21 protein-coding genes are annotated in these 26444 nt (G+C 66.1%); 10 read left to right on the top strand and 11 right to left on the bottom strand.

All coding sequences use genetic code 11. From position 1 onward, the window contains the following. Positions 1-86: 86 nt before the first annotated feature. Both ACZY0X_RS03780 and ACZY0X_RS03775 read right to left on the bottom strand, forming a co-directional pair. Positions 87-1157 carry a GGDEF domain-containing protein gene (locus tag ACZY0X_RS03780; RefSeq protein WP_463768241.1) on the bottom strand — a complete coding sequence of 357 codons (1071 nt, stop codon included), beginning with the start codon at positions 1155-1157 and terminating at the stop codon, positions 87-89. Between the two features lie 488 nt (positions 1158-1645). Continuing rightward, positions 1646-3997: a GGDEF domain-containing protein gene (locus ACZY0X_RS03775; RefSeq protein WP_463768240.1), complete on the bottom strand. Its 2352-nt coding sequence runs from the start codon at positions 3995-3997 to the stop codon at positions 1646-1648. Positions 3998-4238: 241 nt separating this feature from the next. Here ACZY0X_RS03775 and ACZY0X_RS03770 point away from each other — a divergent pair, with 241 nt between their 5' ends. Continuing rightward, entirely contained in the window at positions 4239-5120 is an 882-nt protein-coding gene (locus ACZY0X_RS03770; RefSeq protein ID WP_463768239.1) for an alpha/beta fold hydrolase, read from the top strand. Between the two features lie 108 nt (positions 5121-5228). Next, entirely contained in the window at positions 5229-8399 is a 3171-nt protein-coding gene (locus ACZY0X_RS03765) for a multicopper oxidase family protein (protein WP_463768238.1), read from the top strand. Positions 8400-8430: 31 nt separating this feature from the next. Here the strand turns inward: ACZY0X_RS03765 and ACZY0X_RS03760 are convergent, their stop codons facing one another. From ACZY0X_RS03760 to ACZY0X_RS03740, 5 genes are all read right to left on the bottom strand, one after another. Continuing rightward, positions 8431-9402 (bottom strand): antibiotic biosynthesis monooxygenase, encoded by a 972-nt coding sequence (locus ACZY0X_RS03760; protein WP_463768237.1) that lies wholly within the window; start codon positions 9400-9402, stop codon positions 8431-8433. A 2-nt stretch (positions 9403-9404) separates the two neighbouring features. Further along, positions 9405-12125 (bottom strand): molybdopterin-dependent oxidoreductase, encoded by a 2721-nt coding sequence (locus ACZY0X_RS03755; protein WP_463768236.1) that lies wholly within the window; start codon positions 12123-12125, stop codon positions 9405-9407. Further along, positions 12122-12946 carry an FAD binding domain-containing protein gene (locus tag ACZY0X_RS03750; protein WP_463768235.1) on the bottom strand — a complete coding sequence of 275 codons (825 nt, stop codon included), beginning with the start codon at positions 12944-12946 and terminating at the stop codon, positions 12122-12124. Before ACZY0X_RS03750 ends, ACZY0X_RS03755 begins: the two co-directional genes overlap by 4 nt. A 97-nt stretch (positions 12947-13043) precedes the next feature. Continuing rightward, positions 13044-13670 (bottom strand): winged helix-turn-helix transcriptional regulator, encoded by a 627-nt coding sequence (locus tag ACZY0X_RS03745; protein WP_463768234.1) that lies wholly within the window; start codon positions 13668-13670, stop codon positions 13044-13046. Further along, the gene (locus ACZY0X_RS03740; protein WP_463768233.1) at positions 13667-14398 is read right to left on the bottom strand and encodes a hypothetical protein; all 732 of its coding nucleotides are present in this window, start codon (positions 14396-14398) and stop codon (positions 13667-13669) included. Before ACZY0X_RS03740 ends, ACZY0X_RS03745 begins: the two co-directional genes overlap by 4 nt. An 86-nt stretch (positions 14399-14484) precedes the next feature. Between ACZY0X_RS03740 and ACZY0X_RS03735 the strand changes: the two genes are divergently transcribed. Beyond that, a complete protein-coding gene (locus ACZY0X_RS03735; protein WP_463768232.1) occupies positions 14485-15396 on the top strand; it encodes an alpha/beta fold hydrolase in 912 nt (303 codons plus the stop codon). Between the two features lie 29 nt (positions 15397-15425). Here ACZY0X_RS03735 and ACZY0X_RS03730 read toward each other — a convergent pair whose 3' ends face one another. After that, complete coding sequence (locus ACZY0X_RS03730) at positions 15426-16067, bottom strand: CYTH domain-containing protein (protein WP_463768231.1); 642 nt, start codon at positions 16065-16067, stop codon at positions 15426-15428. Between the two features lie 161 nt (positions 16068-16228). Here ACZY0X_RS03730 and clpB point away from each other — a divergent pair, with 161 nt between their 5' ends. The 6 genes from clpB (at position 16229) to ACZY0X_RS03700 (ending at position 23361) form a co-directional block, all read left to right on the top strand. Then, positions 16229-18775: an ATP-dependent chaperone ClpB gene (clpB, locus tag ACZY0X_RS03725; RefSeq protein ID WP_463768230.1), complete on the top strand. Its 2547-nt coding sequence runs from the start codon at positions 16229-16231 to the stop codon at positions 18773-18775. Between the two features lie 148 nt (positions 18776-18923). Then, the gene (gene ttfA, locus ACZY0X_RS03720) at positions 18924-19727 is read left to right on the top strand and encodes a trehalose monomycolate transport factor TtfA (protein WP_241401295.1); all 804 of its coding nucleotides are present in this window, start codon (positions 18924-18926) and stop codon (positions 19725-19727) included. A gap of 71 nt (positions 19728-19798) precedes the next feature. Next, entirely contained in the window at positions 19799-20575 is a 777-nt protein-coding gene (locus ACZY0X_RS03715) for an SDR family NAD(P)-dependent oxidoreductase (RefSeq protein ID WP_463768229.1), read from the top strand. A gap of 10 nt (positions 20576-20585) precedes the next feature. Further along, positions 20586-21488, top strand: a complete 903-nt coding sequence (locus ACZY0X_RS03710; RefSeq protein WP_463768762.1) for a hypothetical protein — start codon at positions 20586-20588, stop codon at positions 21486-21488. After that, on the top strand, positions 21481-22134 hold the full coding sequence (locus ACZY0X_RS03705) for a TrmH family RNA methyltransferase (RefSeq protein WP_463768228.1): 654 nt from the start codon (positions 21481-21483) through the stop codon (positions 22132-22134). Before ACZY0X_RS03710 ends, ACZY0X_RS03705 begins: the two co-directional genes overlap by 8 nt. A 15-nt stretch (positions 22135-22149) precedes the next feature. Continuing rightward, a complete protein-coding gene (locus ACZY0X_RS03700) occupies positions 22150-23361 on the top strand; it encodes a glycoside hydrolase family 76 protein (RefSeq protein ID WP_463768226.1) in 1212 nt (403 codons plus the stop codon). An 8-nt stretch (positions 23362-23369) separates the two neighbouring features. On the opposite strand, the gene ACZY0X_RS03695 is transcribed toward ACZY0X_RS03700, so the two are convergent. Together ACZY0X_RS03695 and ACZY0X_RS03690 are read right to left on the bottom strand one after the other, a co-directional pair. After that, positions 23370-23990, bottom strand: a complete 621-nt coding sequence (locus ACZY0X_RS03695) for a 3-oxoacid CoA-transferase subunit B (RefSeq protein WP_241405870.1) — start codon at positions 23988-23990, stop codon at positions 23370-23372. A gap of 47 nt (positions 23991-24037) precedes the next feature. Beyond that, a complete protein-coding gene (locus ACZY0X_RS03690; RefSeq protein ID WP_241401291.1) occupies positions 24038-24805 on the bottom strand; it encodes a CoA transferase subunit A in 768 nt (255 codons plus the stop codon). A gap of 213 nt (positions 24806-25018) precedes the next feature. On the opposite strand from ACZY0X_RS03690, the gene ACZY0X_RS03685 reads away from it, so the two are divergent. Beyond that, entirely contained in the window at positions 25019-25786 is a 768-nt protein-coding gene (locus ACZY0X_RS03685; RefSeq protein ID WP_463768224.1) for an IclR family transcriptional regulator, read from the top strand. Here the strand turns inward: ACZY0X_RS03685 and ACZY0X_RS03680 are convergent. Beyond that, on the bottom strand, positions 25777-26388 hold the full coding sequence (locus tag ACZY0X_RS03680; RefSeq protein WP_463768761.1) for a TetR/AcrR family transcriptional regulator: 612 nt from the start codon (positions 26386-26388) through the stop codon (positions 25777-25779). The genes ACZY0X_RS03685 and ACZY0X_RS03680 overlap by 10 nt on opposite strands. Positions 26389-26444: the final 56 nt, after the last annotated feature.

Here is a 26444-nt window from a genome sequence, read left to right as displayed (position 1 = left end):
CAGAAAGCGACCGGGCATATTGGTGTCATATCGCCACAAGTGTTTTTCGAGGGATTCTGTTCGGAATTTGACATATTGCTGGGGGATCAGTTGTTGCGCAGCTGCACCAGGGGTGTGGCCGCTGTGTTCCTGGCGGCCTGCGTGAGTCCGGGCCGGTAGACGGCACACGCCCCGCCCCCGCCGCGTTTGGCGTCATACATGGCGGCATCGGCATGCCGCAGGACATCATCGAGGCTGAAATGCGGGTCGCTCGTGCTGTGTGCCGCGATACCGACGCTGGCGGTCAGGGGAACGTCGGTGCCGGAGCGGGTGAGCGGGTCAAGCCTGTTGAGCAACTCCGCTACCGCGGCGTCGGTCTCGGTGTCGGCCGCGAAGGCGACCAGGACCAGCTCATCACCGCCGATACGGGCGGTCAGTTCGGTACGAGCCGCCAGTAATCTCAGCTGCTCGGCTTTCGCAACCAGTGCGGTGTCACCAGCCGCGTGCCCGTCGCGGTCGTTGAGCTGCTTGAACCTGTCGATATCGCAGACCGCTGCCACGACGGTGATCGGGACGCCCGTCCGGTTCAGAGCGCTTTTGATCGCGGCGTACATGCCGCGTCGGTTACGCAGACCGGTCAGTGGGTCGTAATGGGCTGAGCGCGCAGTCTTGCGGACCGCCTTGCGCCCGTACTCGACCAGCATGGAGCCGCACAGCCCCACCACCAGCACCCAGGTGAGCGTGGGGGCGAGCAGGAGGGTCACCGTCGCGAGGTCCTCGCGCGCACCGAAGGCCGCGTCCGTGACGATCGCCGCGATGACCGCGCAACAGAACGCGAGATGCACCACCTGCGTCCGCCAGCCCATGAGGAAGGCGACGAACACCCCGTTGAGCCCCATGAACAACACGACGCAGAGTCCGGCCACAGGGGTCGACATCGTGACCGCGAGGACAGCAATCGACACGTCCAGCCACACAGCAAAGAACACTGCTTGCCGATAGGACGGCCATAACCCCCACCGCCAGCGAGCTCCCACCGCAACGGCCGACAGCAGTACGGCGGCCTGTGCGCCCCGCGCAGCCATGCCGCTGGGCCCGGCCGGGTGGACCTGCACCATGGCGACCAGGACGGCGAGGGCGAAGCAACTCGCCGCAGCGATGCGGGTGAACAACCGCATGAACCGACCCTCGCGTAGCGCGGCGGTGGCAAATCTGTAGTTCCGCTTGCCAGACGACCAAGTCGAGGCGCCGATCACCGCAAGCGTTCCTTCGCAACCATTGACACCGCCGACATGGCAAACAGACTAGTCGGGCTACTTCGAGCGTGCTCGCCCGGTTGGCGGCATCAGCCACGGCGAAGCGATACCGACACAAAAGTCGAGTCGCACAACTGGTTTCATCACCGCGTCAACGGTCGATCGGTAGCGGGTGATCGAGGTTGAAGTCCTCCAGGGTTTGACCTGAGGGAAGTGCGCATTCCCTGACAGTCCGTCTCGAACAGGTCGCTCGGCCCACGCACTGATGGATCTGACTGTACGAGTGTTGAACCGCACCAGCCATTTCCGCGATTTTGGCGTGAAATCGGTTGGTGATAAGAACCGTCGACCCGGCAGAATGGAGGTCCCCAGATAGCCGTTGGCAGTAGGGGCGTCCGGGAAGCGCTACATCAGCGGTTGTCGAGGGTCTTTCCCTTTGGGCCTGAAAACGGATCGAGTGCCTCCACGACGGCGTCTGACTGAATGTCAGTGACGTGTGCGCGATCCCGGCCTGCGCGTTTGGCGGCATAGAGTGCGGTGTCGGCTCGTTGGTGAAGTTCGTGTGCCCGCGTGGCGGGATCGCCGTATGCGGGTGCCACGGTGATGCCTGCCGAGACGGTCACCGCTGAGCTCCCTGGCGCCGGCGGTATCCCCAGATGCGGGACACCGCGTCGTATCTGTTCGGCTCGTTCGACACCGTCGCCGTTGGTGTCGATCCAGACGACTGCGAACTCCTCACCCCCGAGCCGCGCTGCGAAACCGTTCAGGGGGAGCATCATCTCGGCGAGATAGCGGCCCACTGTGCGCAGGCACTCGTCGCCGGCGAGATGGCCCAAACTATCGTTGTAGCCCTTGAATTGGTCGATATCAAGAATCATGAACACGACCTGCAGATCTTCCTGCGCCGCCGAGCTGAGCAGATCGCATATCGACTCATCGAACTGTCGGCGGTTGGCCAGTTCGGTCAAGGGGTCTTCTCGGGCGAGTTCGTCCAATCGTTGTTCGGCGAGCCAGCTGATCCGTCTGGAGCGCTCGGATTTGTAGGAGAAGCGCAGTGTCACCGACACCATCACGATGCATGCGCTGACGGCGAGCAGTCGATTACTGGTGATGGGGAAGGCAATGAGTTCGACGGCCACGATCCCAGTCAGTCCTACCAGCGCAGCGGGAGCCACCATGGTGAAGGGGATTTGGACTACGGTCAGGCTCAACAGCACCGATAGCGGCATGATCAGCGGCACCACGTCGTAACCCTGCGGCAGCTGCATCACCCGTTCGGTCATCTGGGCGCACAGGATGACCGCCACCCCGGCGATGTACAGGTGTGGCGCCCAACGACTCAGACGGGTCCACGTGTTGCCCACCAATGCCAGCAGAGCGCCCGGTGTCAGCCCGAAGATGAGCGTTAGTCGGCCAAGTCGGTCGGCTTCCGGCGGAATCTTCAACAGCGGAGTCTGAAACGTCAGCAGCAGCACAATCACAGCGAGCAGGCCGATCATGACGAGCCGGCGTGCGCTGCGTCCTTCGTCGGCGAACACTTTCTGGAAGTCCGTTTCGGCGCCCTCCTCAAAGCGCAGTGACCGCGATAGCGAGACGCCGCTGTCAGGTGGCGGCTGGTCAGCTGCGGCTCGGTGTCGATCACGAGAGCCGCGAAGTCGCTGTCCGGCGAACACGGCCAACGAGTCACGTCCGGCATGTTTGGCCTGATACAGCGCGGTGTCCGCGCGCGCGAACAGGTCACTCACGACGCTGTCGACAGCACTGTTGCCGGGCCTCATACTCGCGAGTCCAGCTGATGCGGTGATCGTGACCATGACGCCGGGCAGCGGTTCCAGCGTGATGTCGGACAGGCCGCGACGTAGTTCCTCGCCGCGTGTGGCGGCGCGCGAGTCGTCGAACCAGAGGACGGCGAACTCCTCGCCGCCGAGGCGGGCGACGAACCCGGAGGTTCCTATTGCTGTCGCGAGATACTCGCCGACGGCGGCCAGGCACCGATCCCCGGCGGGGTGCCCGTACCGGTCGTTGTAGGACTTGAAGTGGTCGAGGTCCAGAATCATCAGTGCGACTGCGCTATCGCGCTGCCCTGCGGACTCGATCGTCGACCGCAGTACTTCACCGAAATGCCGCCGATTCGATAGGCCGGTGAGCGGATCGGTTTTGGTCAAGACATCCAACTCGCGTTGACGCAGCCAGCCGATGCGGGTCCAGCGTTCGAGGTTGTAGGCGGCGGTGAGAGCGACTGTCACCAATGCAGTAGCGGCCGCGACATCGAAGAGTCCGTTACTGTCGGTCTCGAACGCCCACAACTCGACACCAATCAAGGCGGCCAGTCCCAGCAGGATCGCCGGCGCCAGGACCATGAACCGGATCTGCACGACGATCAGGCTCATGAGCACTGCGATGGGCATCACCAACGGAACGACGTCGATACCGTTGTCCAGGCCGACAATTCGTAGCGCCATCATGGCGCCGATATCGATGTACACCGACGTGATGAACAATATCGATGACCACCTGCGTAGCGGACTGCGACCGCCACTGAGCCAGCGCAAAACCATCGGAACCAGCACACCGATGACCAGGAAACGGCCCAGCGGCAGCACGTCGTGCGGCACATCCAGAAGCACCCGATTGCCGATCAGTACGACCGTGATGACCACGAGCATGATCAGCCACAGCTCTGACCTCGAACTGCGCCCCATACGGTCGAAATACGCCCGGAACTGGGCCTCGAGCGGACCGTCGAAACGAATCGGGCTCACCACCCTAGACCAGGTCCGTCGTAGGTAGCTCACCATCGTTTCCGTTCGACTCTCCGCGAGCAAGCACCGCGGGCCCAACCCCGCATCGCGGGGACCATAGGTTACCCGAATCGATACCCAACGGCGGGATCTCGGTGAGATGCCACGCTGCCGATCAACCGGGTAAGCTCTGCGGTCCTGAAGGTAGCGGAGCTGGCCCCTTGCTGCGGGAATTAGCTTTCTGCAGGTGGGAGCCTATGAGATGGCACGTGTGAGAAGTGGCGATTCTCCTCGGCACACCTTGGGCGTATCCCACATCCTCGTTCTGCGAGACGGCCGACGAATCCACTACCGGCGACTGGGCGTCGGCGGCCCGACCGTGGTCTTCGAGTCAGGCATCGGCATCTCCGGCGCCATCTGGGGCCTTGTCGCCCCCCGCGTCTCGGAGCAGGCGACCACGGTGGTCTATGACCGCGCCGGCATGGGGCGCAGCGATGAGGATCACGCGCTCCGCACGCTCGACCGCATCACCGATGATCTCGCCCAACTGCTGAGCACACTGGACGGTCCTTTCGTCCTGGTTGGCGCGAGTTGGGGCGGACCAATCATCCGGAACCTCAGCGCCCGTGATGAATTCGATGTCCGTGGACTGGTTCTCGTCGACCAGACCGACGAGAATGCCGCGGCCCTGTTCACACCACAAGCCGAACGACAATTCGCACTGAGCGGCCGGATGACCATGGCTCTCGCGCGGACGGGACTCTACCGATTGTTCGCGCGGATCGGCCGCGACCTCCCCGCCGACGTCTACGCCGACCTCCGTAACGACTTCACCGTGCGTGGGGCCCGAGTCATGGCATCCGAGAATCGCGAGGTGATTCCGGACCTCCGCCGACTTCTACAGCACCCCTGCATGTTCGAGGGCATCCCCGTCTCGGTGATCACTGGGACGAAACCGCGCTGGGGTGAGCGATCGATGCGATCCAAGCTCAACAGCGCTCATCGCCTCACGGCCAAGAACCTGGCCGATGCGCGGCTCGTGGAGGCAACTCGTTCGGGCCATTACGTGATGTTCACCGAGCCAGACGTGATTGTCGCGGAGATCCTGCGCCTACTCGAACCGCTGCGCAGGTCCGGTCGCTGATCACCTAGACCGCGACAATGGGCGAAAGTGGCAACTGTGCCCCTGCGCCTCGGTACCGTTTGAGTTCCTCGGCGATGTCGCTGAGCGCCATCGTCGCAGGGGGCACGGATGTCGGCTGGTCGCATCACATCGGTTTTCGCCGCGATGGTCGTCGTGGTCATGACGGTGACGCTCGCAGGCTGCTCACCCGAGCAGAAGGTGTCTACCAACCCGCAATCGGGTGTCTTCGCGGGACCCGACGGAAAACCTGCGCCGTTCCGTGAGCCGGTCCGCCTGGCGAGCCGTGACGGTGTGCTGGAGGTACGACTCTCGGCGCATCAGGGCACGGTGAACCTGGACACCGTCAAGGAACCGGTGACGAACTTCCTGGTCTACGGATTCGATCTCATCAAGGGGACAAGTTCGGACGGCTCGACCAAGGGGGACAACCTGTACCCCGCGCCAACCCTTCGCGTCGAGCCCGGCGAGCGTCTGATCATCTACTACGACAACGACCTTCGGGACCTGTCCATCCAGGACTTCTACGATCCAGCGTTCACGCCCGTGGGTGGTCAGGTGCCGATCTACCCGCCGATGCTCACCGAGTCACCGCTGAACCTGCACACGCACGGGTTGCACGTCAGCCCGGACGGCAACGCCGACAACGTATTGCTGTCGATACCCGCCGGGATGGGCAACGCCTACACCTACGACGTACCGAAGAACATGCCCAACGGGCTGTACTGGTACCACAGCCACCGCCACACCATGACGGCGCAGCAGACCTACATGGGACTGGCCGGTCTGCTCGAAATCGGCAGACCCGACGGCAACCTGCCACTGGTGACGAAGAACGACATTCCGGTGCGCACCATGGCGATTCAGTACAACTACATCTTCGACCGCAATGGTACCGGCCATCAGCTGAACAACCTGACGTGGCCGCAGTGGGTGAGCACGCTGAAACCACCCGAGGGCTCGCAACTCGCCGACGGCACATACCGGCCGAGCCTGGCGCCAGTGAACTTCGCCGAGACGACCCAAGGCGCCCACTACATCACGCCTTGGTGGGCCGGGCCGCTGTCACCGCACAACAACCGCGGACAGACCCAGTTCATCCCGTCGAACCTGATCAGCTTCGACAGCCCGTCGAAGAAGGTCGCCGAGAACCCCACGCTGCCGGAGAACGAGCGCGATCTGCAGTTCACCGTCAACGGCCAGTTTCAACCGGAGTTGAAGATCAAGCCAGGCCAAACGGAGATCTGGGTGGTGGCCAACGTCAGCGATATCGCCTATATGACAGTTCGATTGACTGAGACCGCGACAGGTAACCATCCGAAGTTCACGATCGTCGGGCAGGACGGAAACCCGTACACGCAGGTCGGCAGGCCGGTCTACGGCGACGGAACAACACTCAACGTTCCGCCGGGGTCGCGGTACGCAATCGCTGTCACGATGCCCAAGGAAGGCGACCTAGTCCTAGACTTCCCGCCCGACCCGCATGCGAAGCCATTGGTGAACCCCGGTGTTCTGTATACCAACAACGGCACGGAGAACTCGCCGGCGGTGCTTGGCACCCTCACTGTGGATCCGAAGTACCTCAGCTTCGCCGACGGTTTCTTCGTGTTCCCCACTCAGACCCTGATTCGCGCGACACCCGATACCAGCGGCCAAGGGCAGGCCACTGTCTTCGAGCCGGGGCAGAACCTGGACGCGTACACATCATTCGTCGACACGTCGGTGATGACACCCACGGTCAATCGGGCGCTGACGATCACGGACGCAATCGGAGCCGAGGGGTTCAGCAAGAATGATCCCAAGGCCGTCACCTACATGTTCGAGGGCAACTCGTTTCCGAACATCCCGCTGATTCAGCCGCGACTGAACTCCGTGGAGGAGTGGCAGATCACCAACTTCAACAACGATGCCCATCCGATGCACATACACGTCAACGACTTTCAGGTGATGTCGATCGATGACCCGAATCGCGGAGTGACGGGTGTGCAAGCGTGGGGGCTAGACAACGTGAACGTGCCCGCCCCGATATTCAACGATATGCATGTCGTCAGCACCCCGGCGAAGTTGACCCTACGTCAGGAGTTCCTGGAGTTCACCGGGACGTACGTCATCCACTGCCACCGGCTCAATCACGAGGACAACGGCCTCATGGCGCTCATCAGCGTCATCCCCGAGGTGTCCACGTATGCCGTCGCCTTACCAGGGGCAAACGGCAGACCCGCGACCGTGCAGGTGCGAGATGGCAATGGCGACAGGGTGTTGCAGACCGTCGTCCCGTTCCCTGATTTCGAGGGCACGCCAAGTGTCGCGATGGCCGACGTCAATGGCGACATGATCCTCGACCTGGTGGCGGGCACCGGAGCGGGTGCCTCACCCGAGGTCGCCGTCTACGACGGAAACGACACCTTGGACGGCGTGTTCAAGACCGAACTCGCGCGGTTCGCACCGTTCGACGCGGACTTCACCGGCGGGATCAGCGTCGCGGGCGCCGATATTGACGGAAATGCGATGGCCGACAACATCATCGTGGCGACCGGGCCCGGGGTCGACTCGCAGGTCACGGTGTACTCCTCGGATCTGCCCGAACCGGGTGCGGCGCCGGAGGTGTTCTCGGCGTTCACGCCGTATCCGGGATCCCGCAGCGGTGTGACCCTGTCCACCGGCCTGGTCGACACGGGGTCGGGACGGCACAGCATCGTGACCGCGCCAGGCCCCGGCGAGCCGGCCCGGATCAAGAGCTTCCGCTATGACCTGTTCACCCCGACCGCACGCGCCCAGGCCGACGGAACCGCCGCGGCCGGGCACCATCGCAAGCCCAACGAACCGGAGATCACCTCGGAGTTCCTGGCATTCGACGAGACCTACACCGGCGGTGTCACGCTGGCCACCGGCTGGGTGGCCGGTGCCGAGGGTGGCGCCCAGAGCATCGTGACGGGTCAGGCCGACGGCGACACCGTACGGGTGTGGTCGGCGGGCTCACGGCTGGACGGGCAACCCAAGATGTACCTGGACAATCCCAATCACCACGACTCGACCATCGCGTTCGCCCAGATCGCCTCGTTCGCGCCGATTCCCGGCGCCAAGGCGGTGACGGTGGCGACCACCAGCACGACCACCGGCGCCGACCTCCTGGTCAGCGCCGCCACCCCGAACGGCTCCGAGGTCCGCAAGATCGGCCTCGTCCGCGCCGCGCCCGAGGCGAAGACCCTCGTCCCCAAACCGCTGGTCACCGCGGCCGTCATCGCGGGGTCCGCCGCGGCGGCCTCGCTCGGCGGGCGCTAGGGCTGGGCGGTTGTTAGGGCTTGGGTGGTTGCTAGGGCAATGTCCAGAAGACCCTGGTGACCAGATAGAAGACCAGCGTCCAGACCGCCAGCGCGCCGATCACGATATAGGTGCCGCGCAGGTTCGTCTTGGCCAGTGGCACGTCCGGCGGCGGTCGCAGCCAGCGCTTCAGGAGCGGGTTGACGTAGTACGGCATGGTCACGAAACTCATCGCGAAGCTCGACATCAGATTGCCGATCAGCATGCCGAGCCATAGCGGCATGTGCAGTGGCGACAGCACCAGCGCGATCATCACCACCGTCGGATACAGGCCAACCCAGACCGCTATCGAGGTCTTGAGATCCGACGGGGGAGGCGCCTCTTGTCCGCGCTCGTCGAACGCGAACCAGCTGCCGAACGAGTTGTCGATGGTCCGCGAGTGGAAGTCGGAGAACTTCTCCCCCTCGGCGAGCAATGCCTGACGCTCCTTCGAGATCAGCCACTTGTCGAGATTGTCCGCGTTGTCGTAGCGGTACAGCGCGGTCCACTCGTCCTGGACGCCCTCCACCGGACGGAACAACTCGGTGCCGCGGAATCCATCGAACATGCTCTCGGCCAGTCGAAGTCGATCCTGCCAGGCCAGGAAGTCGTCGACGGACTCCGGGTCGACGCGATGGGTGACCACCACGGTCACCAGCGGGTCGGTCGGCCGGGTGCCACCGCTGATCACCTGCTGCGTCCCCGGGCCATCGAAGAACTGCTGACCGACGGTCAGCCGTTCCTGTCGGGTGGCGCTGTTGATCCAGGCCTGGACGTGCGCGACCGAGTCGAAGCGGTACACCACCACCCAGTCGGGCTGCACGTGCGATGGCGGATTGATCTCGGCGCCAAGGAATCCTGGGTACGTCGCGGCCCGCGAGTTCATATCCAGCTGCCAGCTCTCGAATGACTGCTCGCAACCCTCCCGCACCCGCTGGCCAATGATGACGGTCGCCGCGGCGCCGGTGGTCTTCGGAGCATCCATGGCTACGAGTTCGCCTGCGACAGTTGGTTCGACAGCCCGGCGTAGATGCGTTCCGGCGTCAGCGGCAAGTCGCGGTAGCGCACTCCCGTGGCGTCGTGCAGTGCGTTGGCCAGCGCCGGAGCTACCGGGTTGATGCAGGATTCGGCGATACCCTTCGACGCCATCGGCCCCAGTGAATCGTGCGATTCCACCAGCAGGACCTCGGTGCGAGGTATGTCGGCGTAGGTGGGGATGCGGTAGTTGCGCAGATTTGGGTTGGTCATCACGCCGTCCTCGTCGACGTGGAAGTTCTCGGTGAGCGCGAATCCGATGCCCTGGGCGACACCGCCCTCAATCTGGCCGCGCACCTGTGCCGGGTTGATGACGACGCCGGCGTCGGTGGCCTGCACGCTGTAGAGCACGCGGATCTCGCCGGTCACCCGGTGCACGGCGATCCGGAACCCGTGCGCATTCGACGAGACGCTGCGCGGTGATCCGTATGCCTTGCGAGACTCGGTGAATCGGATGCCTCGAGCCATGGCGGCGGCGAGCAACTCGAGGAGGGTGAGGCGGGCGGAACCACACCGCACACCGTCATCGTCCATCACGCATGACGCGACGTCGACCCCGGTATGGCGCGCGGCGAAGCGCAGAATGGCCTCGCGCAGGGCGGTCGAGGCCCTGTGGACGGCGTTACCGGAGACGAACAGGCCCGCGCTCGCGAACGCGCCGGTGTCGAAGCCGGTCCGGTCGGTGTCGGACTGCACCAGGTGTACCCGCGACGGGGTGGTCCCGAGCACCGTGGCGGCGATCTGTACGTGTGCGGTGGACGTGCCCTCACCGAATTCGACGGTACCGACCGCGATCTCGAAGACCCCGTCGTCGCGAAGCGTGGCCCACGCGTCGGAGATGTGTTCCGTCGGGGGCGCCGTCTCATGGATCGAACACGCGGTTCCCGTGCCGGTCAGCCAGTCCGGACCAAGGTCCTCTGTGTCGGCAGCGGTGCGTGCCAGCGCGGCGTCCACCGTGTCGATGCACTCGGTCAGGGAGTCCTCGGTGAAGCAGACGTCATCGGGATGGTGGCCGAGCGCCTCCAGCGCATCCCCGGGCTGTATGACGTTGCGGCGGCGCAACTCCAGCGGGTCGATGCGCAGTGCCCTGGCCAGCTCGGTCATCGCGGACTCGACGGCGAAGGTGGGCTGGGTCATGCCGTAACCGCGCAGCGCCCCACTGGGCACGGTGTTGGTGTACACCGAGTAGCCGTCAAACCTCTTGTTGGCGCACCGGTACGCCATGATGGCGGCACCCCCGGCGAACAGCGTCTCACCGCCGTGATTGCCGTAGGCGCCGGTGTTGGAGATGTTGCGGAAACCGATGGCGGTCAGCGTGCCGTCGGCCTTGGCTCCGAGCCGTACAGTGATCTTCATGGGGTGCCGCGGGGATGCCGTGGTGAACTCCTCCTCGCGGGTGTACTCCCAACACACGGGTCTTCCGGTGTCGAGGGTGGCCAGCGCGACTAGGTCCTCCGATATCACCTCCTGCTTGCCGCCGAAGCCACCGCCGACCCGCTTGCAGAACACCCGGAGCTGATCCGGCCGCAGGTCGAAGAGGTGCGCGAGCTTGCCCTTGCAGATCGACGGAGACTGCGAGCTGGTGCGCACGTGCAACCGGCCGTCCTCCATCCACGCTATGGAACCGTGCGTCTCGAGGTGCACGTGCTGAACTCGAGGCGAGAGATACGTGCCCTCGTGAACGACGTCGGCCTCGGCGAAACCCGCTTCCACATCGCCGATCTCACCGTGTAGTTCGAGCAGGATGTTGTGCTCGGGATCGTGGACGAACGGGTCGTGGGAGCCGTGCAGCTGCGGCGCCCCGTGGACCATCGCCTCCTCGGGATCGAACACCGCGGGCAGCACGTCGTAGGTGATCAAGACGTTGCGGCAGCCCTCCTCGGCCGCCGCGACCGAGTCGGCCAGCACCGCCACGACGCGTTGGCCGACGAAGCGCATGACATCGTCGAGGATGAAGGTGTCATCGGGGTCGACGAGGTGGTCGGTGTGGATCGCGGTGTTGAAGTGCTTACGCGGCACGTCCTCCCACGTGTAGACGCGGTGGACGCCGGGCACCGCCAGCGCCCTCGTCTTGTCGATCGAGACGATGCGCGCATGCGCGTGCGGTGAGTGCAGCACCTTCAGATGCAGCATGCCCTCGATCGCGACGTCCATCGTGAACTCGGCGCGGCCGGTGACCACGTCCATCCCTGCGGGTGCGCCGACGCTGGTGCCGACGGCCTCGCCCGGTGCGGCCTCCTCGATCTCGGCGACACCGTTGATGGCGTCCTCGATCGCGCGGTAACCCGTGCAGCGGCAGAGGTTTCCCTTCAGCGCCCGCGGCAGATTCGCCCGCTGCGCATCGGTGAACGTCGTCGCCGTCATGATCATCCCGGCAGTGCAGAAGCCGCACTGGAATCCGGGGGCGTCGCGGAACTGCCGCTGCAACGGGTGCGGGTCCTCGGGTGAGCCGAGGCCCTCGATCGTGGTCACCTCGCGGTGCTCGGCGCGGAAGGCCGGGGTGATGCAGCTGTGCACGGGGTCGCCGTCGAGCCACACGGTGCACGCACCGCAGTCGCCCGCGTCGCAGCCCTTCTTCACGCCGTGCCACCCGAGCTGGCGGACGAACGTGCGCAGACACTGGCCGGGTCTCGGCTCGTCGTCGAACGTCCTCCCATTCACCGTGTAGGTCATGAATCCCCAATGCTGAGTTCGGCGCGGATCTCCTCGGCGAAGTGCCTGGCCAGATGGCGTCGATGCGCCGGTGTCCCGTTCGGATCGGCGAACCACAGCGCGTCGTCCAGCCCGTTGATACGTCGGGTCAGCGTCTCGGCGTCGGGCATCGTGTCGAATGTCAGCGTGACCGGACGCGTGGTGGCCGCGGTGATGGTCAGTGCGAGATCGGAGACGCCCGGCGACTGCGTGGCGACCATGAAGATCGTCGAGCGGCCGAGCTGGGTAAGGGTGAACCTGCGGTGAGCGTGCCGCCTGCGCAGCGCGTCGAGGCGAATGCTCACCCGCTGCAACAGTTCCCCTGGCCGCAGGATGTTCGTGTGGTTACCGGTCACGAAATCGGCTGCGTCCACGGTGCGTTGGGAACCATCGGTGTCCTGCAACGTGTAGGTCGCATCGAGCGCGACGGCCATGGTGATCATCGGCCCCGCGGGCAACGACATGCAGATGTTGCCGCCGACGGTTGCGGAGTTCCAGACCTTGAACGATGCGAGGAACGCCTCACAGCTGATGGGTAGCAGCGACGCGGCCGGCCACTGCGCGGGCGCGCTGAACTCGTAGAGGTCGCGGATGGTGCACATGGCGCCGATCTCCAGACCGGAGTCGGTCACCGAAATGCCGTCCCAGCCCAGCGGCACCAGATCGATGAGGCGGCGGACGTCGGGCTGCCGGTCGGAGAACAACCACGTCCCCCCGGCCAACCACGCGTCCCCGGATCGCCATTCGGAGCCGGGGATCTCGGCCGGTCGCCGAACGACCTCCGTCACGGTGTTGATGTCCACGAGCCCCCCTCAGCAACATGCCTGACTCTAGACAAATCGGTACCCGCGCGGCCACGATTGACGCAGCGGGGACGTGGCGCGCGGAACCTGCGGCCCGTCAGTCGCGGCCCAGTACCGCGGCGAGATCCTGCCTGTTGCCGCGGAATTCCCCCGCGGAGATCGCCTGCTCGACGGTCAGCATGCCCGACGCCAGGCCGAGTACAACCATGGGCTCTGCGCGCAGCACAGTCTCGGGTTGCGCACCGCCGTCGAGCACGGCGTGGGTACCAGTCCTGTCGACGCGCACCGTGACGGTTGCGCCGTCGGCTTCCACGCCGATGGTCGTCGCGACCCTGTTTCGTCTGTCACCCAATAGCGACTCGAGCGCCACAACCAACCAGTGCGTGCGAAAGCTATCGCCTTGCGGGCCGGAAACCATGAGCGGCGTACTCCAGCTCACCAGGGCCGCGATTGGGCCGCGCAGTTCACCACCCCACGGCGTCAGCGCGTAGGCGACGCCATTGCTGTCGGTGTCGAGCTGGCGCTGGACCACGCCCGCTTCCTCCAACTCGCGCAGGCGCTCGGCCAGCAGGTTGGTGGCGATCCCGGGCAACCCGGCCTGAAGTTGTCCGTAGCGGGCCGGGCCCCCGAGAAGCTCGCGCACGATGAGCAGGCTCCACCGGTTGCCCACGACGTCGAGTGCTCGCGCCAAACCGCAGTACTGGCGATAGGAGCGCGTGGTCATCGCTCGATCTCGATATCGTCGAAGTCGAGCGCCAGGAGGGTTGGCCGGGATAGGACTCGGCTGCCGGGGCCACGCGGGAGTACGCGCCGTCGGGTGGGGAAGACAAGCCCGTCGAACTCGCGGTGCTGGCCGCAGTAGAGGGCGGCCCTGGCCCAGTTGCCTATTGGTTCGGCGACGAAGTCGTGGCGGCGGATCATTCCCTCGGTGTCGACGTAGAACGTCTGCTGCGGGCAATGAGTGTCCAGTGGCGCCTGGAACGTTGCCTCCAGTCGTCGCCAAAGCTGTCCGGACTCCCGCCAGGGTTGGCCCTCGGCGACGGTGACGTCCTCGCGAGTGAGCAGCAGTGGTGCGGTCAGGTAGTTCCAGAACGCGTACCCGGCGAAGTAGGCGGTATCGAGCGGGTCCCACGCGACATTGCGGCGAATTCCGCTGAGCCCGAGGAAGGCCGAACGTGGGTCGGTTCGGGTGTCGAGGTGCTCGCCGTCGCGGGATTCGATCCGGACGTCGCCGCGGTCGAACACGGCGCGCTGACCGGCGTGCGGGAAGTCGTGGAGGACCGTGTATTGCTCGGCTACGTGGACCTCAACGGTGAAGTCGGCCAGCTTGTTGCCGGGGAAGCGTTTGGGCAGCAGGCCACCCAGGCGTCCCCGCGCTCTGATCACGGAAATGGACTGCCAGCTTGGGGCGCCGCCGTGTGCGGCGAGGACCTCGCCCAGAATTCCGTTCATGTGGCCGCTCCGGTCCTCTGGTCGGTGAGGCTTGTTAATGTCATCCTCACTTGAGATTATCAAGCCACGTCAAGGAAGGCTGGGGTATGACAACTGCGCAACCTGTAGGCGAGCGTCCGGCGTGGGTGGACGACGAGTTGTTCCCATTCGAGAGCCGCTTCGTGGAGCTGGACGGGAACGTCGTGCACTACGTCGACGAGGGTTCGGGGTCGATCCTGCTGATGCTGCACAGCAATCCGGTCTGGTCCTTCGTGTACCGCGAAGTCATTGCGGCCCTGCGGGACCGGTTCCGGTGCATCGCCCTGGACTTTCCAGGATTCGGCCTGTCCACCGGCGCCCCCGGATATCGGTTTCTGGCTCAGGACCACGCTGAGTTGCTGGTGTCCTTCCTCGATCGCCTGGACCTGTCAGAACTGACCCTGGTCGGGCACGGCTGGGGCGGGCCGCTGGGCCTGTACGCCGCGCAGCAGCGGCCCGAGGTGTTCGAACGCCTCATCTTGAGCAACACGTGGGCGTGGCCGTTGAACGGAGACCTGAGCAGCGAGGTGTTCTCCCGCGGTATGGGAGGGTCTATGGGACGCGCGCTGATCAGGCGGTTCAACCCGTTGGTCAACTTCTTCATCCCATCAGGGCACAAGCGCCGCAAGCTCTCCGAAGCCGAGATGGCGCACTACCGCGAGGCGATGCCCACGCCCGAGCGTCGCCAGGCCTGCGCCGCACTTCCCGGTGAACTGGTCGGGGCGCGCGAGTTCTTCACCACTCTCGCCGGCCAACTCGGCGCACCCGCGCAGATGCCCACCCTGATCGTGTGGGCCGACGCGGATCCGATCTTCACCGACAAGTATCGAGCGCGATTGGAGGCGACCTTCCCCAATCACACCACGGCAGTCCTCCAGGGAGCCGGCCACTTTCCGCAATCCGATGCGCCAGCAGAGTTCAGTGAGACCATCGAGACGTGGTGGGCCGGACTGGCTGACCAGGGTGGCACTGCCTCATAAAAATATGCGGGCCCAACAGTTTTCGGGTCTCACAGGTGCTCTCCAGTGCGTCGGGCCTCGAACTGGTTGCGGCCCAGGGTGTCGACGAAGGTCGGGCCGAGCAGATCGAGTTCGCGTCGGTAGTCCTCGGCCCAGGCGCCGAACGGGTGGTGCGCCAGGAACTCATTGCGAAACCGGTCGTCCTCGGACACCTCGGTGGCGCAGAACTCGGGTATCACCAGATCGGTCACGGGGCTGCCGCGCTCGACCTCGGAGAGCACGAGGGGAGCGTTGCCCGCCAGGAACCGGTCGATGATCCAGCCGTCCTCACCGAGCCAGACCGAGTAGCGAACCTTGGCGACGACATGCTCCGCGCGCGCGATGATCTGCCCGACGATCAGTGGATCGAGGCTGCGTTCGGCCTCATAGCGGGTGCCGCCAGTGGCAGGGCCCTTCGCCGTCATGGTGCCCATCGCGTCGTCGCCGAGGGATTCCACGAGCGCGCCGGCGGTGGTGTCCCATTCGCCGGGTGCGGGTCCCTGCAGGCGGACCCGTACCGCGTAGCCGTCGGACGCGAACAGGTAGGCCTGCACGATCAGCATGGGACTGGGATCAGAGGTTGCGACGGCAGGAACTTCGTGGAGGAAGAACTTCCGTTCGAACTCGAAATCGCCGAAGCCGGACTCGGACATATGCAGACGGTAGCCCTGCCGCGTCGCATGACGCCGCGGGTGAGGTGCGGTGTCGCCAAAAATTGACTAGAGTTGAGCGGAACAGACTCAACCTTGACTGCGTTGAACAACGCGAGAAGCATTTCTCCCCAGCCGTATGAAACAAAGAAAGGTGAGGTGTTGTGGACTCCTTCAACCCGACCACCAAGACGCAGGCGGCGCTGACTTCAGCACTGCAGGCGGCGACCGCTGCAGGCAACCCCGAAATCCGCCCAGCCCATCTATTGATGGCACTGCTGACCCAGAACGACGGTATCGCCGCCCCGCTGTTGGAAGCGGTCGGTGTCGATCCCACCATCATCCGTGCCGAGGCCGAGCGCATGGTCGAACGGCTGCCGAGTGTCAGCGGTGCCAACTCGACACCGCAACTGTCCCGTGAGTCGCTCGCTGCGATCACCGCAGCGCAGCACCTCGCCACCGAGATGGACGACGAGTACGTCTCGACCGAACACCTGATGGTCGGACTGGCCACCGGGGACAGCGACGTGGCCAAGCTGCTCACCGGCGCCGGCGCATCCCCGCAGGCTCTGCGTGAGGCGTTCGTCAAGGTCCGTGGCAGCGCGCGGGTCACCAGCCCCGACCCGGAGGCCACCTACCAGGCGTTGGAGAAGTACTCCACCGATCTGACGGCCGCCGCCCGGGAGGGCAAGCTGGACCCGGTTATCGGGCGCGACAACGAGATTCGTCGCGTCGTCCAGGTGCTTAGCCGACGCACCAAGAACAATCCGGTGCTCATCGGCGAGCCCGGCGTCGGCAAGACTGCCATCGTCGAGGGGCTGGCCCAGCGCATCATCGCCGGCGACGTGCCGGAGAGCCTGCGGGACAAGACCGTTGTCTCGCTGGACATGGGCGCCATGGTGGCGGGCGCCAAGTACCGCGGCGAGTTCGAGGAGCGCCTCAAGGCTGTCCTCGATGACATCAAGAACTCGGCCGGTCAGGTCATCACGTTCATCGACGAGCTGCACACCATCGTGGGTGCGGGCGCCAGTGGCGAGTCGGCGATGGACGCGGGCAACATGATCAAGCCCATGCTGGCCCGCGGTGAACTGCGGATGGTCGGTGCCACCACGCTCGAGGAGTACCGCAAGTACATCGAGAAGGACGCCGCCCTGGAGCGGCGCTTCCAGCAGGTGCTGGTGGGTGAGCCGTCGGTGGAGGACACCATCGGCATCCTGCGCGGTCTCAAGGATCGCTACGAGGTGCACCACGGTGTGCGGATTACCGACTCCGCGTTGGTGGCGGCAGCCACGCTGTCCGATCGCTACATCACCTCTCGGTTCCTCCCGGACAAGGCCATCGACCTGGTCGACGAGGCCGGTTCGCGGTTGCGCATGGAGATCGACTCCCGGCCCGTCGAGATCGACGAGGTCGAACGGCTGGTCCGTCGCCTCGAGATCGAGGAGATGGCGCTGGCCAAGGAAGAGGACGACGCGTCCAAGGACCGGTTGGAGAAGCTGCGCGCCGAACTCGCCGACTACAAGGAGACGTTGTCCGAACTGACGACGCGTTGGCAGAACGAGAAGGGCGCCATCGACGTCGTCCGCGACCTCAAGGAACAGCTGGACCACCTGCGCGGTGAGTCCGAGCGGGCCGAGCGTGACGGCGACCTGGCCAAGGCGGCCGAGCTGCGGTACGGGCGGATCCCCGAGGTCGAGAAGAAGCTCGAAGCCGCGCTGCCCCAGGCGCAGGCTCAGGAGAACGTCATGCTCAAGGAGGAGGTCGGCCCCGACGACATCGCGGAGGTGGTGGCGGCGTGGACCGGCATCCCCGCCGGGCGGATGCTCGAGGGCGAGACCGCCAAGCTGCTGCGCATGGAGGAGGAGCTTGGCAAGCGCGTCGTCGGGCAGCACAAGGCCGTGCAGGCCGTGTCCGATGCCGTGCGCCGGAGCCGGGCCGGGGTCGCCGACCCCAACCGCCCGACGGGCTCGTTCCTGTTCCTGGGCCCCACCGGCGTCGGCAAGACCGAGCTGGCCAAGGCGCTCGCGGACTTCCTGTTCGACGACGAGCGCGCGATGGTTCGCATCGACATGAGCGAGTACGGCGAGAAGCACTCCGTCGCGCGTCTGGTCGGTGCGCCTCCCGGCTACATCGGCTACGACCAGGGTGGCCAGCTCACCGAGGCGGTGCGCAGGCGTCCGTACACGGTGGTGCTGTTCGACGAGGTCGAGAAGGCCCACCCCGACGTGTTCGACGTGCTGTTGGCGGTGCTCGACGAGGGCAGGCTGACCGACGGGCAGGGGCGCACCGTCGACTTTCGCAACACCATCCTCATCTTGACGTCCAACCTCGGGTCGGGCGGCAACGAGGAGCAGGTGATGGCGGCGGTCCGCGCGGCGTTCAAGCCGGAGTTCATCAACCGGCTCGACGACGTGCTGATATTCGACGCGCTGCAGCCCGACGAGCTGGTCCGCATCGTCGACATCCAGCTCGATCAGCTGCAGAAGCGGCTGGCACAGCGCCGCCTCACCCTCGAGGTGTCGCTGCCTGCCAAGCAGTGGCTGGCAGAGCGCGGTTTCGACCCGCTCTACGGAGCTCGTCCGCTACGCAGGTTGGTGCAGCAGGCCATCGGTGACCAGCTGGCCAAGATGCTGCTGGCCGGTGAGGTGTACGACGGCGACACCGTTCGGGTCGACGTCACAGCCGACGGCGACGGCCTCGTCTTGAGCTGAGTTATCCCCCGCCACCAGACGTAAAGTCCCCTCATTCAGCCCGGATGAGGGGACTTTGCGTCTGCTCGGCAAAACGAGTCGCCACGTGACCGGGTTGTGATCTGTTCGAGTTCGAACGAAACCGCTACCAACAAGTAGGCTGGGGGCAATGGTTCCTCTCTGGTTCACGTTGTCCGCACTCTGTTTCGTGGGTGCGGCCGTGTTGCTGTACGTCGACGTTGACCGTCGACGCGGGTTGGGCCGTCGCCGTAAGTCCTGGGCCAAGTCGCACGGATTCGACTACGAGCAGGAATCAGGTGACATCGTCAAGCGCTGGAAGCGCGGCGTGATGTCCACCGTCGGCGATGTGTCAGCCAAGAACGTGGTCCTCGGTCAGATCCGTGGCGAGGCCGTCTTCATCTTCGATCTCGAGGACGTCGCGACCGTTATCGCGCTGCACCGCAAGGTCGGCACCAACGTCGTCGTCGATGTCCGGCTCAAGGACATCAAGGAGCCCCGCGAGAGCGATGTGTGGCTGCTCGGCGCCATCGGCCCGCGGATGGTCTACTCGACCAACCTCGACGCCGCGCGCCGCGCGTGCGATCGCCGCATGGTGACGTTCGCCCACGCCGCCCCGGACTGCGCCGAGATCATGTGGAACGAGCAGAACTGGACGCTCGTGGCCATGCCGGTCACCAGCACCCGCGCGCAGTGGGATGAGGGCCTGCTCACCGTGCGGCAGTTCAACGATCTGCTCCGCGTGCTTCCGCCCGTCCCGCAGCCCAGCCCCAACGGCGTCACGGGTCCGTCCCTGGCCCGGCGCGGAGGCTCACCCGGCCGCCCGCTCGCGGCGGCACCGGCGCTGCCCGCAGGCCGTGGCGACCAGCCGCCGAGTCGGGCCGACGTGGGCCGCTACACGCAGCAGCGTCCGCCGGCCCGCAACATCCGCCAGTCGCCGCACTATCAGCGCTAGCCCCGACGGCGTCACCGCCGCGGGGGCATGCGCTGGTCGTCGAGCATCCAGACGTTGAGTAGCCTGTCGGAATGCCACGTCCCGTCGCCATGATCACCGGGCCGACGTCCGGGCTGGGCGCGGGGTTCGCCCGCCGCTATGCCACCGACGGTTACGACCTGGTCCTGGTCGCCCGCGACGTCGAACGACTTGAGCTGCTCGCCGCCGAACTGCACGACGAGGCAGGTGCGCACGTCGAGGTGCTGCCGGCTGACCTGGCCGTCGAGGCCGATCGTGCGAAGGTCGCCGAACGGCTTTCCCGCGGTGTGCGAATCCTGGTGAACAATGCCGGATTCGGCACGTCAGGCGAGTTCTGGTCGGCTGACCTCGGCGTCCTGCAGTCGCAGCTCGACGTCAACGTCACGGCCGTCATGGCACTGACCCACGCGGCACTGCCGCCAATGCTCGCCGAGGGCGCGGGCACGGTGATCAACGTCGCCAGCGTCGCCGGCCTGCTGCCGGGCCGGGGCTCGACCTACTCGGCATCCAAGGCCTGGGTCATCGCATTCTCCGAGGGACTCGCCAACGGCCTCGGTGGCACCGGGGTCAGCGTGCACGCACTGTGCCCGGGTTTCGTGCGCACCGAGTTTCACGAACGGGCCGGTATCGACATGGCTGGCACCCCGTCGATCCTGTGGCTCGAGGTCGACGACGTCGTCCGGGACACGCTCGCCGGCGTCGCCAAGGGTCAGGTGGTCATCGTGCCGGGTCTGCAGTACAAGTTGCTCACCACAGGCGGGCGGATGGTTCCGCGAAACCTGGTGCGCGCCATGACCAAGGTCGTGGGCCGCGGCCGTGGGCGAACCTGACGTGCGCGCAGTGCGGGCACTAGTCGCGACCGTATTGGCCGTCGTCACAACAGCCGTTCTGGTGTCCTGTTCGGGCGACGCCGATGCGGCAGGCCCCTACGGGGCGCAGTCGGTCAAGATCGGTGAGTCCCAGGCGGTCCTGGGCTGGAACCTGTCGGTGGCCAATCTTCGGTTCGAGGGCGACTACGTACTCGTCGACGTCGACGCCGCCCCGACGGATCCCGCTGCACCCCATGCCAAACCGGAGAGCATCCGGTTCGGCCTCTACGGGGCGCTGGTCCATCCGATCGAGTCCAACGCCATCGGCGGGTGCGCCGACGTCACCAGCCTGAGCACCCAACCCGCCACCGCGGGCCCCGACAACACGCTCTCCGGCACGGTGTGCCTGGGCCCGATGCGGGACCAGGCGCAGGTGCGTGGCGTGTACGCGTACTCCCCACAGGATCGGATCCCGGGCACGACGGTGGCCTATCCGGCTTCCTTCCCGGTCGGACTACCGCCCATCAACGAGAACGACACGGGCCTGCGGCTGCAGACCACGAGTGTCGATGCCTTCCGCGCGGACGGCGCAAAGCTGGAACCCACGGCACTCGGCGATCCGACCGCATTCGAGGGCAATGGCTACATGCTGCTCGGTCTCGAGATCGGTGGCGTGGCAGCCAGATATCGCGATGAGGCGCTCGCACGCGGCGGTCCCCTGATGATCGTGGTGGCACCCACGCTGCCCGGACGAGGGCTGTCGCACGCGTGCTCGGCCTACGGTGCGTCACTGCTGGTCCTCCCGGACGACGCCCTGGACGCCATCTCCGTGCGCGCGTCGCTGTGCACGCAGGGGGAGATCAACGCCGCGCTGCTCTATCCGACGGTGTCGGTGATCGGGACGCATGCCGCGGTGTGGACCACGCGTGACTGAGTCGGGTCCCACAGAATGGGGCGCTGCCCCGGGTGTTGGGCCGTGGGATATCGAGGTGCGCGGGCCGCTACCCGATGATCCGCGGTACGACCCGGACCTGTTGTGTGACGGTGACACCCGCAACGTCGTCGACGCCTACCGGTACTGGACGCGAGAGGCGATCGTCGCCGATATCGACACCCGCAGGCACCCGCTCCACATCGCGATCGAGAACTTCGGCAGCGACGCCAACATCGGGACGGTGGTGCGCACCGCGAACGCGTTCGCCGTCGACACCGTGCACATCGTCGGTAAACGCCGATGGAACCGACGCGGTGCGATGGTGACCGATCGCTATCAGCGTTTGGCGCACCACGACACGACGGCCGACCTGCTGGCGTTCGCCGCGGACGCGGGTCTGGTGGTGGTCGCGGTGGACAACGTGCCGGGCGCCGTGCGCATCGAGCACACGGCGCTGCCGCGAAACTGCTTGATGGTGTTCGGCCAGGAGGGACCGGGTATCACCGACGACGCCAGGGACGGCGCCACCACAACGGTGTCGATCGCCCAGTTCGGTTCCACCCGCAGCGTCAACGCGGCCGTCGCGGCGGGCATTGCGATGCACACCTGGATAGCGCAACATGCCGACCTCGCTCGGGCCTGGTAAGGCAGGATCAACGTCATGGATCAGCTCTGGGCCAACCGTGCGGCTAGCGCAGAAGCCGCGATCGAGAAGCGCCACCTTCGAAAGCTGTGGCAGTTGCCGGGCACGCAGCTCGGTGTCGTCGCCTGGCCGTGGGCGCGCAAGTATCTGCTGTATGGAACCTGGCACTACTGGTGGCAGGCCCACCTGCTGGACTGCCTGGTCGACGCCCAGGTCCGCGACCCGCAGCCCGAGCGACTCAAGCGCATCGAACGGCAGATCCGCGCCCACTGGCTGCGCAACACCGGATGGACCAACGACTACTACGACGATATGGCGTGGCTGGCGCTGGCCCTGGAGCGGGCGGGCCGGCTGTGCGGCGTGGAGCGGCACAAGGCGCTCGACAAGCTGGCCGATCAGTTCCTCAACTCGTGGGTGCCCGAGGACGGCGGCGGCATCCCGTGGCGCAAGCAGGACCAGTTCTTCAACGCCCCGGCCAACGGTCCGGCGGGCATCTTTCTGGCCCGCTATGACGACCGGCTGCGCCGCGCCCAGCAGATGGCCGACTGGATCGACGAGACGCTCATCGATCCCGAGACCCACCTGGTGTTCGACGGCATCAAGGCGGGCTCATTGGTCCGCGCGCAGTACACCTACTGCCAGGGTGTGGTGCTTGGCCTCGAGACCGAACTCGCCGCGCGCACCCAGGACACTCGCCACGCGCTGCGCGTGCACCGGCTGGTCGCGGCGATCCGGGACAACATGGCCCCCGACGGCGTCATCCAGGGCGCGGGCGGCGGAGACGGCGGGCTGTTCAACGGCATCACCGCGCGCTATCTGGCGCTGACCGCGACGACGCTGCCCGACATCACACCCGAGGATGCCGAGACACGGGCCACGGCCAGTGACCTGGTGCTCAAGTCGGCCGAGGCGGCATGGGACAACCGGCAGACGGTCGACGGGCTACCGCTGTTCGGCGCGTTCTGGGACCGAACCGCCGAGCTGCCAACGGCGGGCGGTCAGGAGGCGCAGTTCGTTGCGGGCGCGGTGAACGCCTCCGCGATCCCGGAAAAGGATCTGTCGGTTCAGCTGTCCGGGTGGATGCTGATGGAGGCCGCCCACACACTGAGCGCCGGTGACGCCACCGAGGGCGAGGTCACCGAAGCCCCCGAAGGCGACGTCCTCAAAAACGACGCCACCGACGACAATGCGGCCAAGGACGACGTCACCGAAGGTGACATCACCGACTGAACCGCCACTCAGTCCAGGTCGACGGTCAGCTCGGCACCGGTCGCGGAGACGACGTCGTCCACGCTGACTCCCGGCGCGAGTTCGCGCAGGATGAGCCGTCCGTCGCCGGGCACGTCGATGACGCAGAGATTGGTGATGATGCGGTCGACGACACCCTGACCGGTCAACGGCAGCGTGCAGGTGGGAACGATCTTCGGGTGGCCTGCGCGGTCGGTGTGCTCCATCACGACGATGACGCGGGCCGCGCCGTGCACGAGGTCCATGGCGCCGCCCATACCCTTGACCATCTTGCCGGGCACCATCCAGTTGGCCAGGTCGCCGTTCTTGGACACCTCCATGCCACCCAGCACGGCGGTGTCAATGTGCCCGCCGCGGATCATGCCGAACGACAGTGACGAATCGAAGTACGCCGCACCGGCATTGACCGTCACGGTCTCCTTGCCAGCGTTGATCAGATCGGGGTCGACGGCGTCATCTTCTGGATAGGGACCCGTCCCGAGGATGCCGTTCTCCGAGTGCAGCGTGACGTGCACGTCACCGCTGAGGTAGCCGGGGATCAGCGTCGGAAGCCCGATGCCGAGGTTGACGTACTCGCCGTCGATCATCTCCGCGGCGGCGCGGGCGGCCATCTGGTTGCGGTTCCAACCTGCGGTCGCGACGTTGTTCTCGGGGCTGCTCACTGGGCGGTTCCCTTCGATTCGCTGACGGTGCGTTTCTCGATCTTCTTGTCCTGCGGTCCGGTGTGCACGATGCGCTGCACGAAGACACCCGCGAGATGCACTGCGGCCGGGTCGATCTCGCCCGGCTCGACCAACTCCTCGACCTGGGCGATGGTGATGCGGCCCGCCATCGCGGCGAGCGGGTTGAAGTTCATGGCCGTCTTGTTGAAGACGAGATTGCCGCTGGTGTCACCGAGTTTGGCGTGCACGAGCGCGAAGTCGGCGTTGATCGACTCCTCGAGTACGTAGCGCTTGCCTTTGAACACCCGGATCTCCTTGGGGGGTGACGCGACGGCGATCGATCCGTCGGGCGCGTACCGCCACGGCAGGCCGCCGTCGGAGACCGGGCTGCCTACACCTGCGGGGGTGAAGAACGCGGGGATGCCGGCGCCGCCCGCGCGCATGCGCTCGGCGAGCGTGCCCTGCGGGGTGAGTTCGACCTCCAGCTCGCCTGCGAGGTACTGCCGTGCGAACTCCTTGTTCTCGCCGACGTAGGACGCGGTGACACGTCGTACGCGGCCGAGGCCCAGCAGCACACCGAGACCGACACCGTCGACGCCGCAGTTGTTCGAGAACACCTCGAGATCGGTTGCCGACGATGCTGCGATGGCCTCGATCAGCTGGTCCGGAATGCCGCACAATCCGAAGCCGCCGACCGCGAGGGTTGCGCCGTCGGTGATGTCGGAGACGGCATCGGCGGCCGATGAGTAGACCTTCGAGGACATGGCTCTCCTTCGTGCGCGACTGTCACGTTCATTCTGCAAACGCTCGAATTCTCATGGCGCGGGCATCGCGTTGCCAATCGATTCGCTTGATAGCTACTGAACAACGAACATTTGAGTGGAATCAAGCCCAGCGTGGCGGGGAGCTGCAAAGTGCTCGCAGAGTGAGCGCCCACCGCCTTGGTGTTCACTCAGTGAACGTCTAGGATCGGGGCCGTGGTCGCACAATCGCCGGGGGCGAACGTCGTCGCGCGGGTAGGCGCCATGCTGCGGGCGGTCGCCGCCGCCGAACCCGCGGGGGCGTCCACGACCGAACTGGGCAAGGAGGCGGGCCTCGCGCGCCCGACGGCCCACCGACTGCTGGTGTCACTTGCCGAGGAACACCTCGTGGCGCGGGACCCCAAGTCGGGACGCTGGTCGCTGGGGCCCGAGCTCTACCTCCTCGGGGTGGGCGCCGCCTATCGGTACGACGTGACAGACCAGGCCCGTGCCGCGATCACGCGGTTGGCTCGCGAGACCGGTGAGAGCGCGTTCTTCTCGGCCAGGCGTGGCGATGAGACGGTCTGCGTGCTCAGTGAGGAGGGCAGCTTCCCGCTGCGTTCGCACGTGCTGCACGTCGGGATCAGGTTCCCGCTCGGCGTGGCCAGTGCAGGTCTGACGATCCTCTCCCATCTGCCGGACCGCGACGTCGACGGGTACTTCAGCCGTGTCCAGCCGGAATCAGGTTGGGGGCCCGCGCATTCCGAGGCGGCGATCCGTGCGCGCATAGCTGCCGCACGGCACACCGGTTATGCGGTGAACCCGGCGTTGATCGTCGAGGGCAGCTGGGGCATCGGCGCGGCGGTGTTCGACAGAGGCGGCAGGCCAGCGTGGGCGCTCAGCCTCACCGGCGTCGAGACGCGGTTCAAGCCGGAGCGTCACCACGAGTTGGGCACGCTGCTGCTCGAGCAGGCTCACCTGCTGTCGGGCCGGCTTCAGGTCTGAGGTGCTTGGGGCCGCGAGTCCCGTAGGTAGTTGACGATCGCACTGGTCAGCCCGCGCCGGGCCAGCTCGAGGTCGTAGTAGGAACCGAGCTGACGTTCCGAGGCAAGGCCGCGCATCGCGCCGGGGATGAACGAGGCGACCTCGCGGACGCGCTCGGGGTCGACGTCGACGCCGGCGAACGCCGTCTGGCAGGCCTCGATCCAGCTGCGGCCCCACGACTGCAGCTCGGCGCTGGTCTGCGGGAACAGTCGCTCCAGTTCGTCACCGTCACGCGGCAACGCCGCGCGCAGTGTCTCGATGGCCCGTGAGTCGGGCGCGCTGAGCCCGTCGAACAGCAGGTCGATGATCGCCGCTACGCGTTCGGCAAGGGGCGCAGCGGGATTGGCGTGGGAGTGGGTGCCGATGAGCGCTTGGGCGAAGAGCGAGTCGACCTGCCCACGGCGCTCGGCGGTGCGGCGCAGCACGGCGGCCCACAACCCGTCGATATCGCCGAACTGGTACTTCACCGCGCCCCAGGTGACGCCGGCATCCTTGGCGATGCGGTTGGCTGACGCGGCGGACGCGTCGCCGGTGGCCAGTGCCCGCAGCGCAGCGTCGAGCATGGCATCGCGGGTCGCCTCGCCGCGACGGTTTGTCCGTCGGGGCTCGGTCGGCTCCA

This window comes from Mycobacterium sp. IDUB_39 (genome assembly GCF_055419205.1).
Note: the sequence above shows the minus strand (reverse complement) of the source record. Positions and strands in the feature narration are given on the sequence as shown.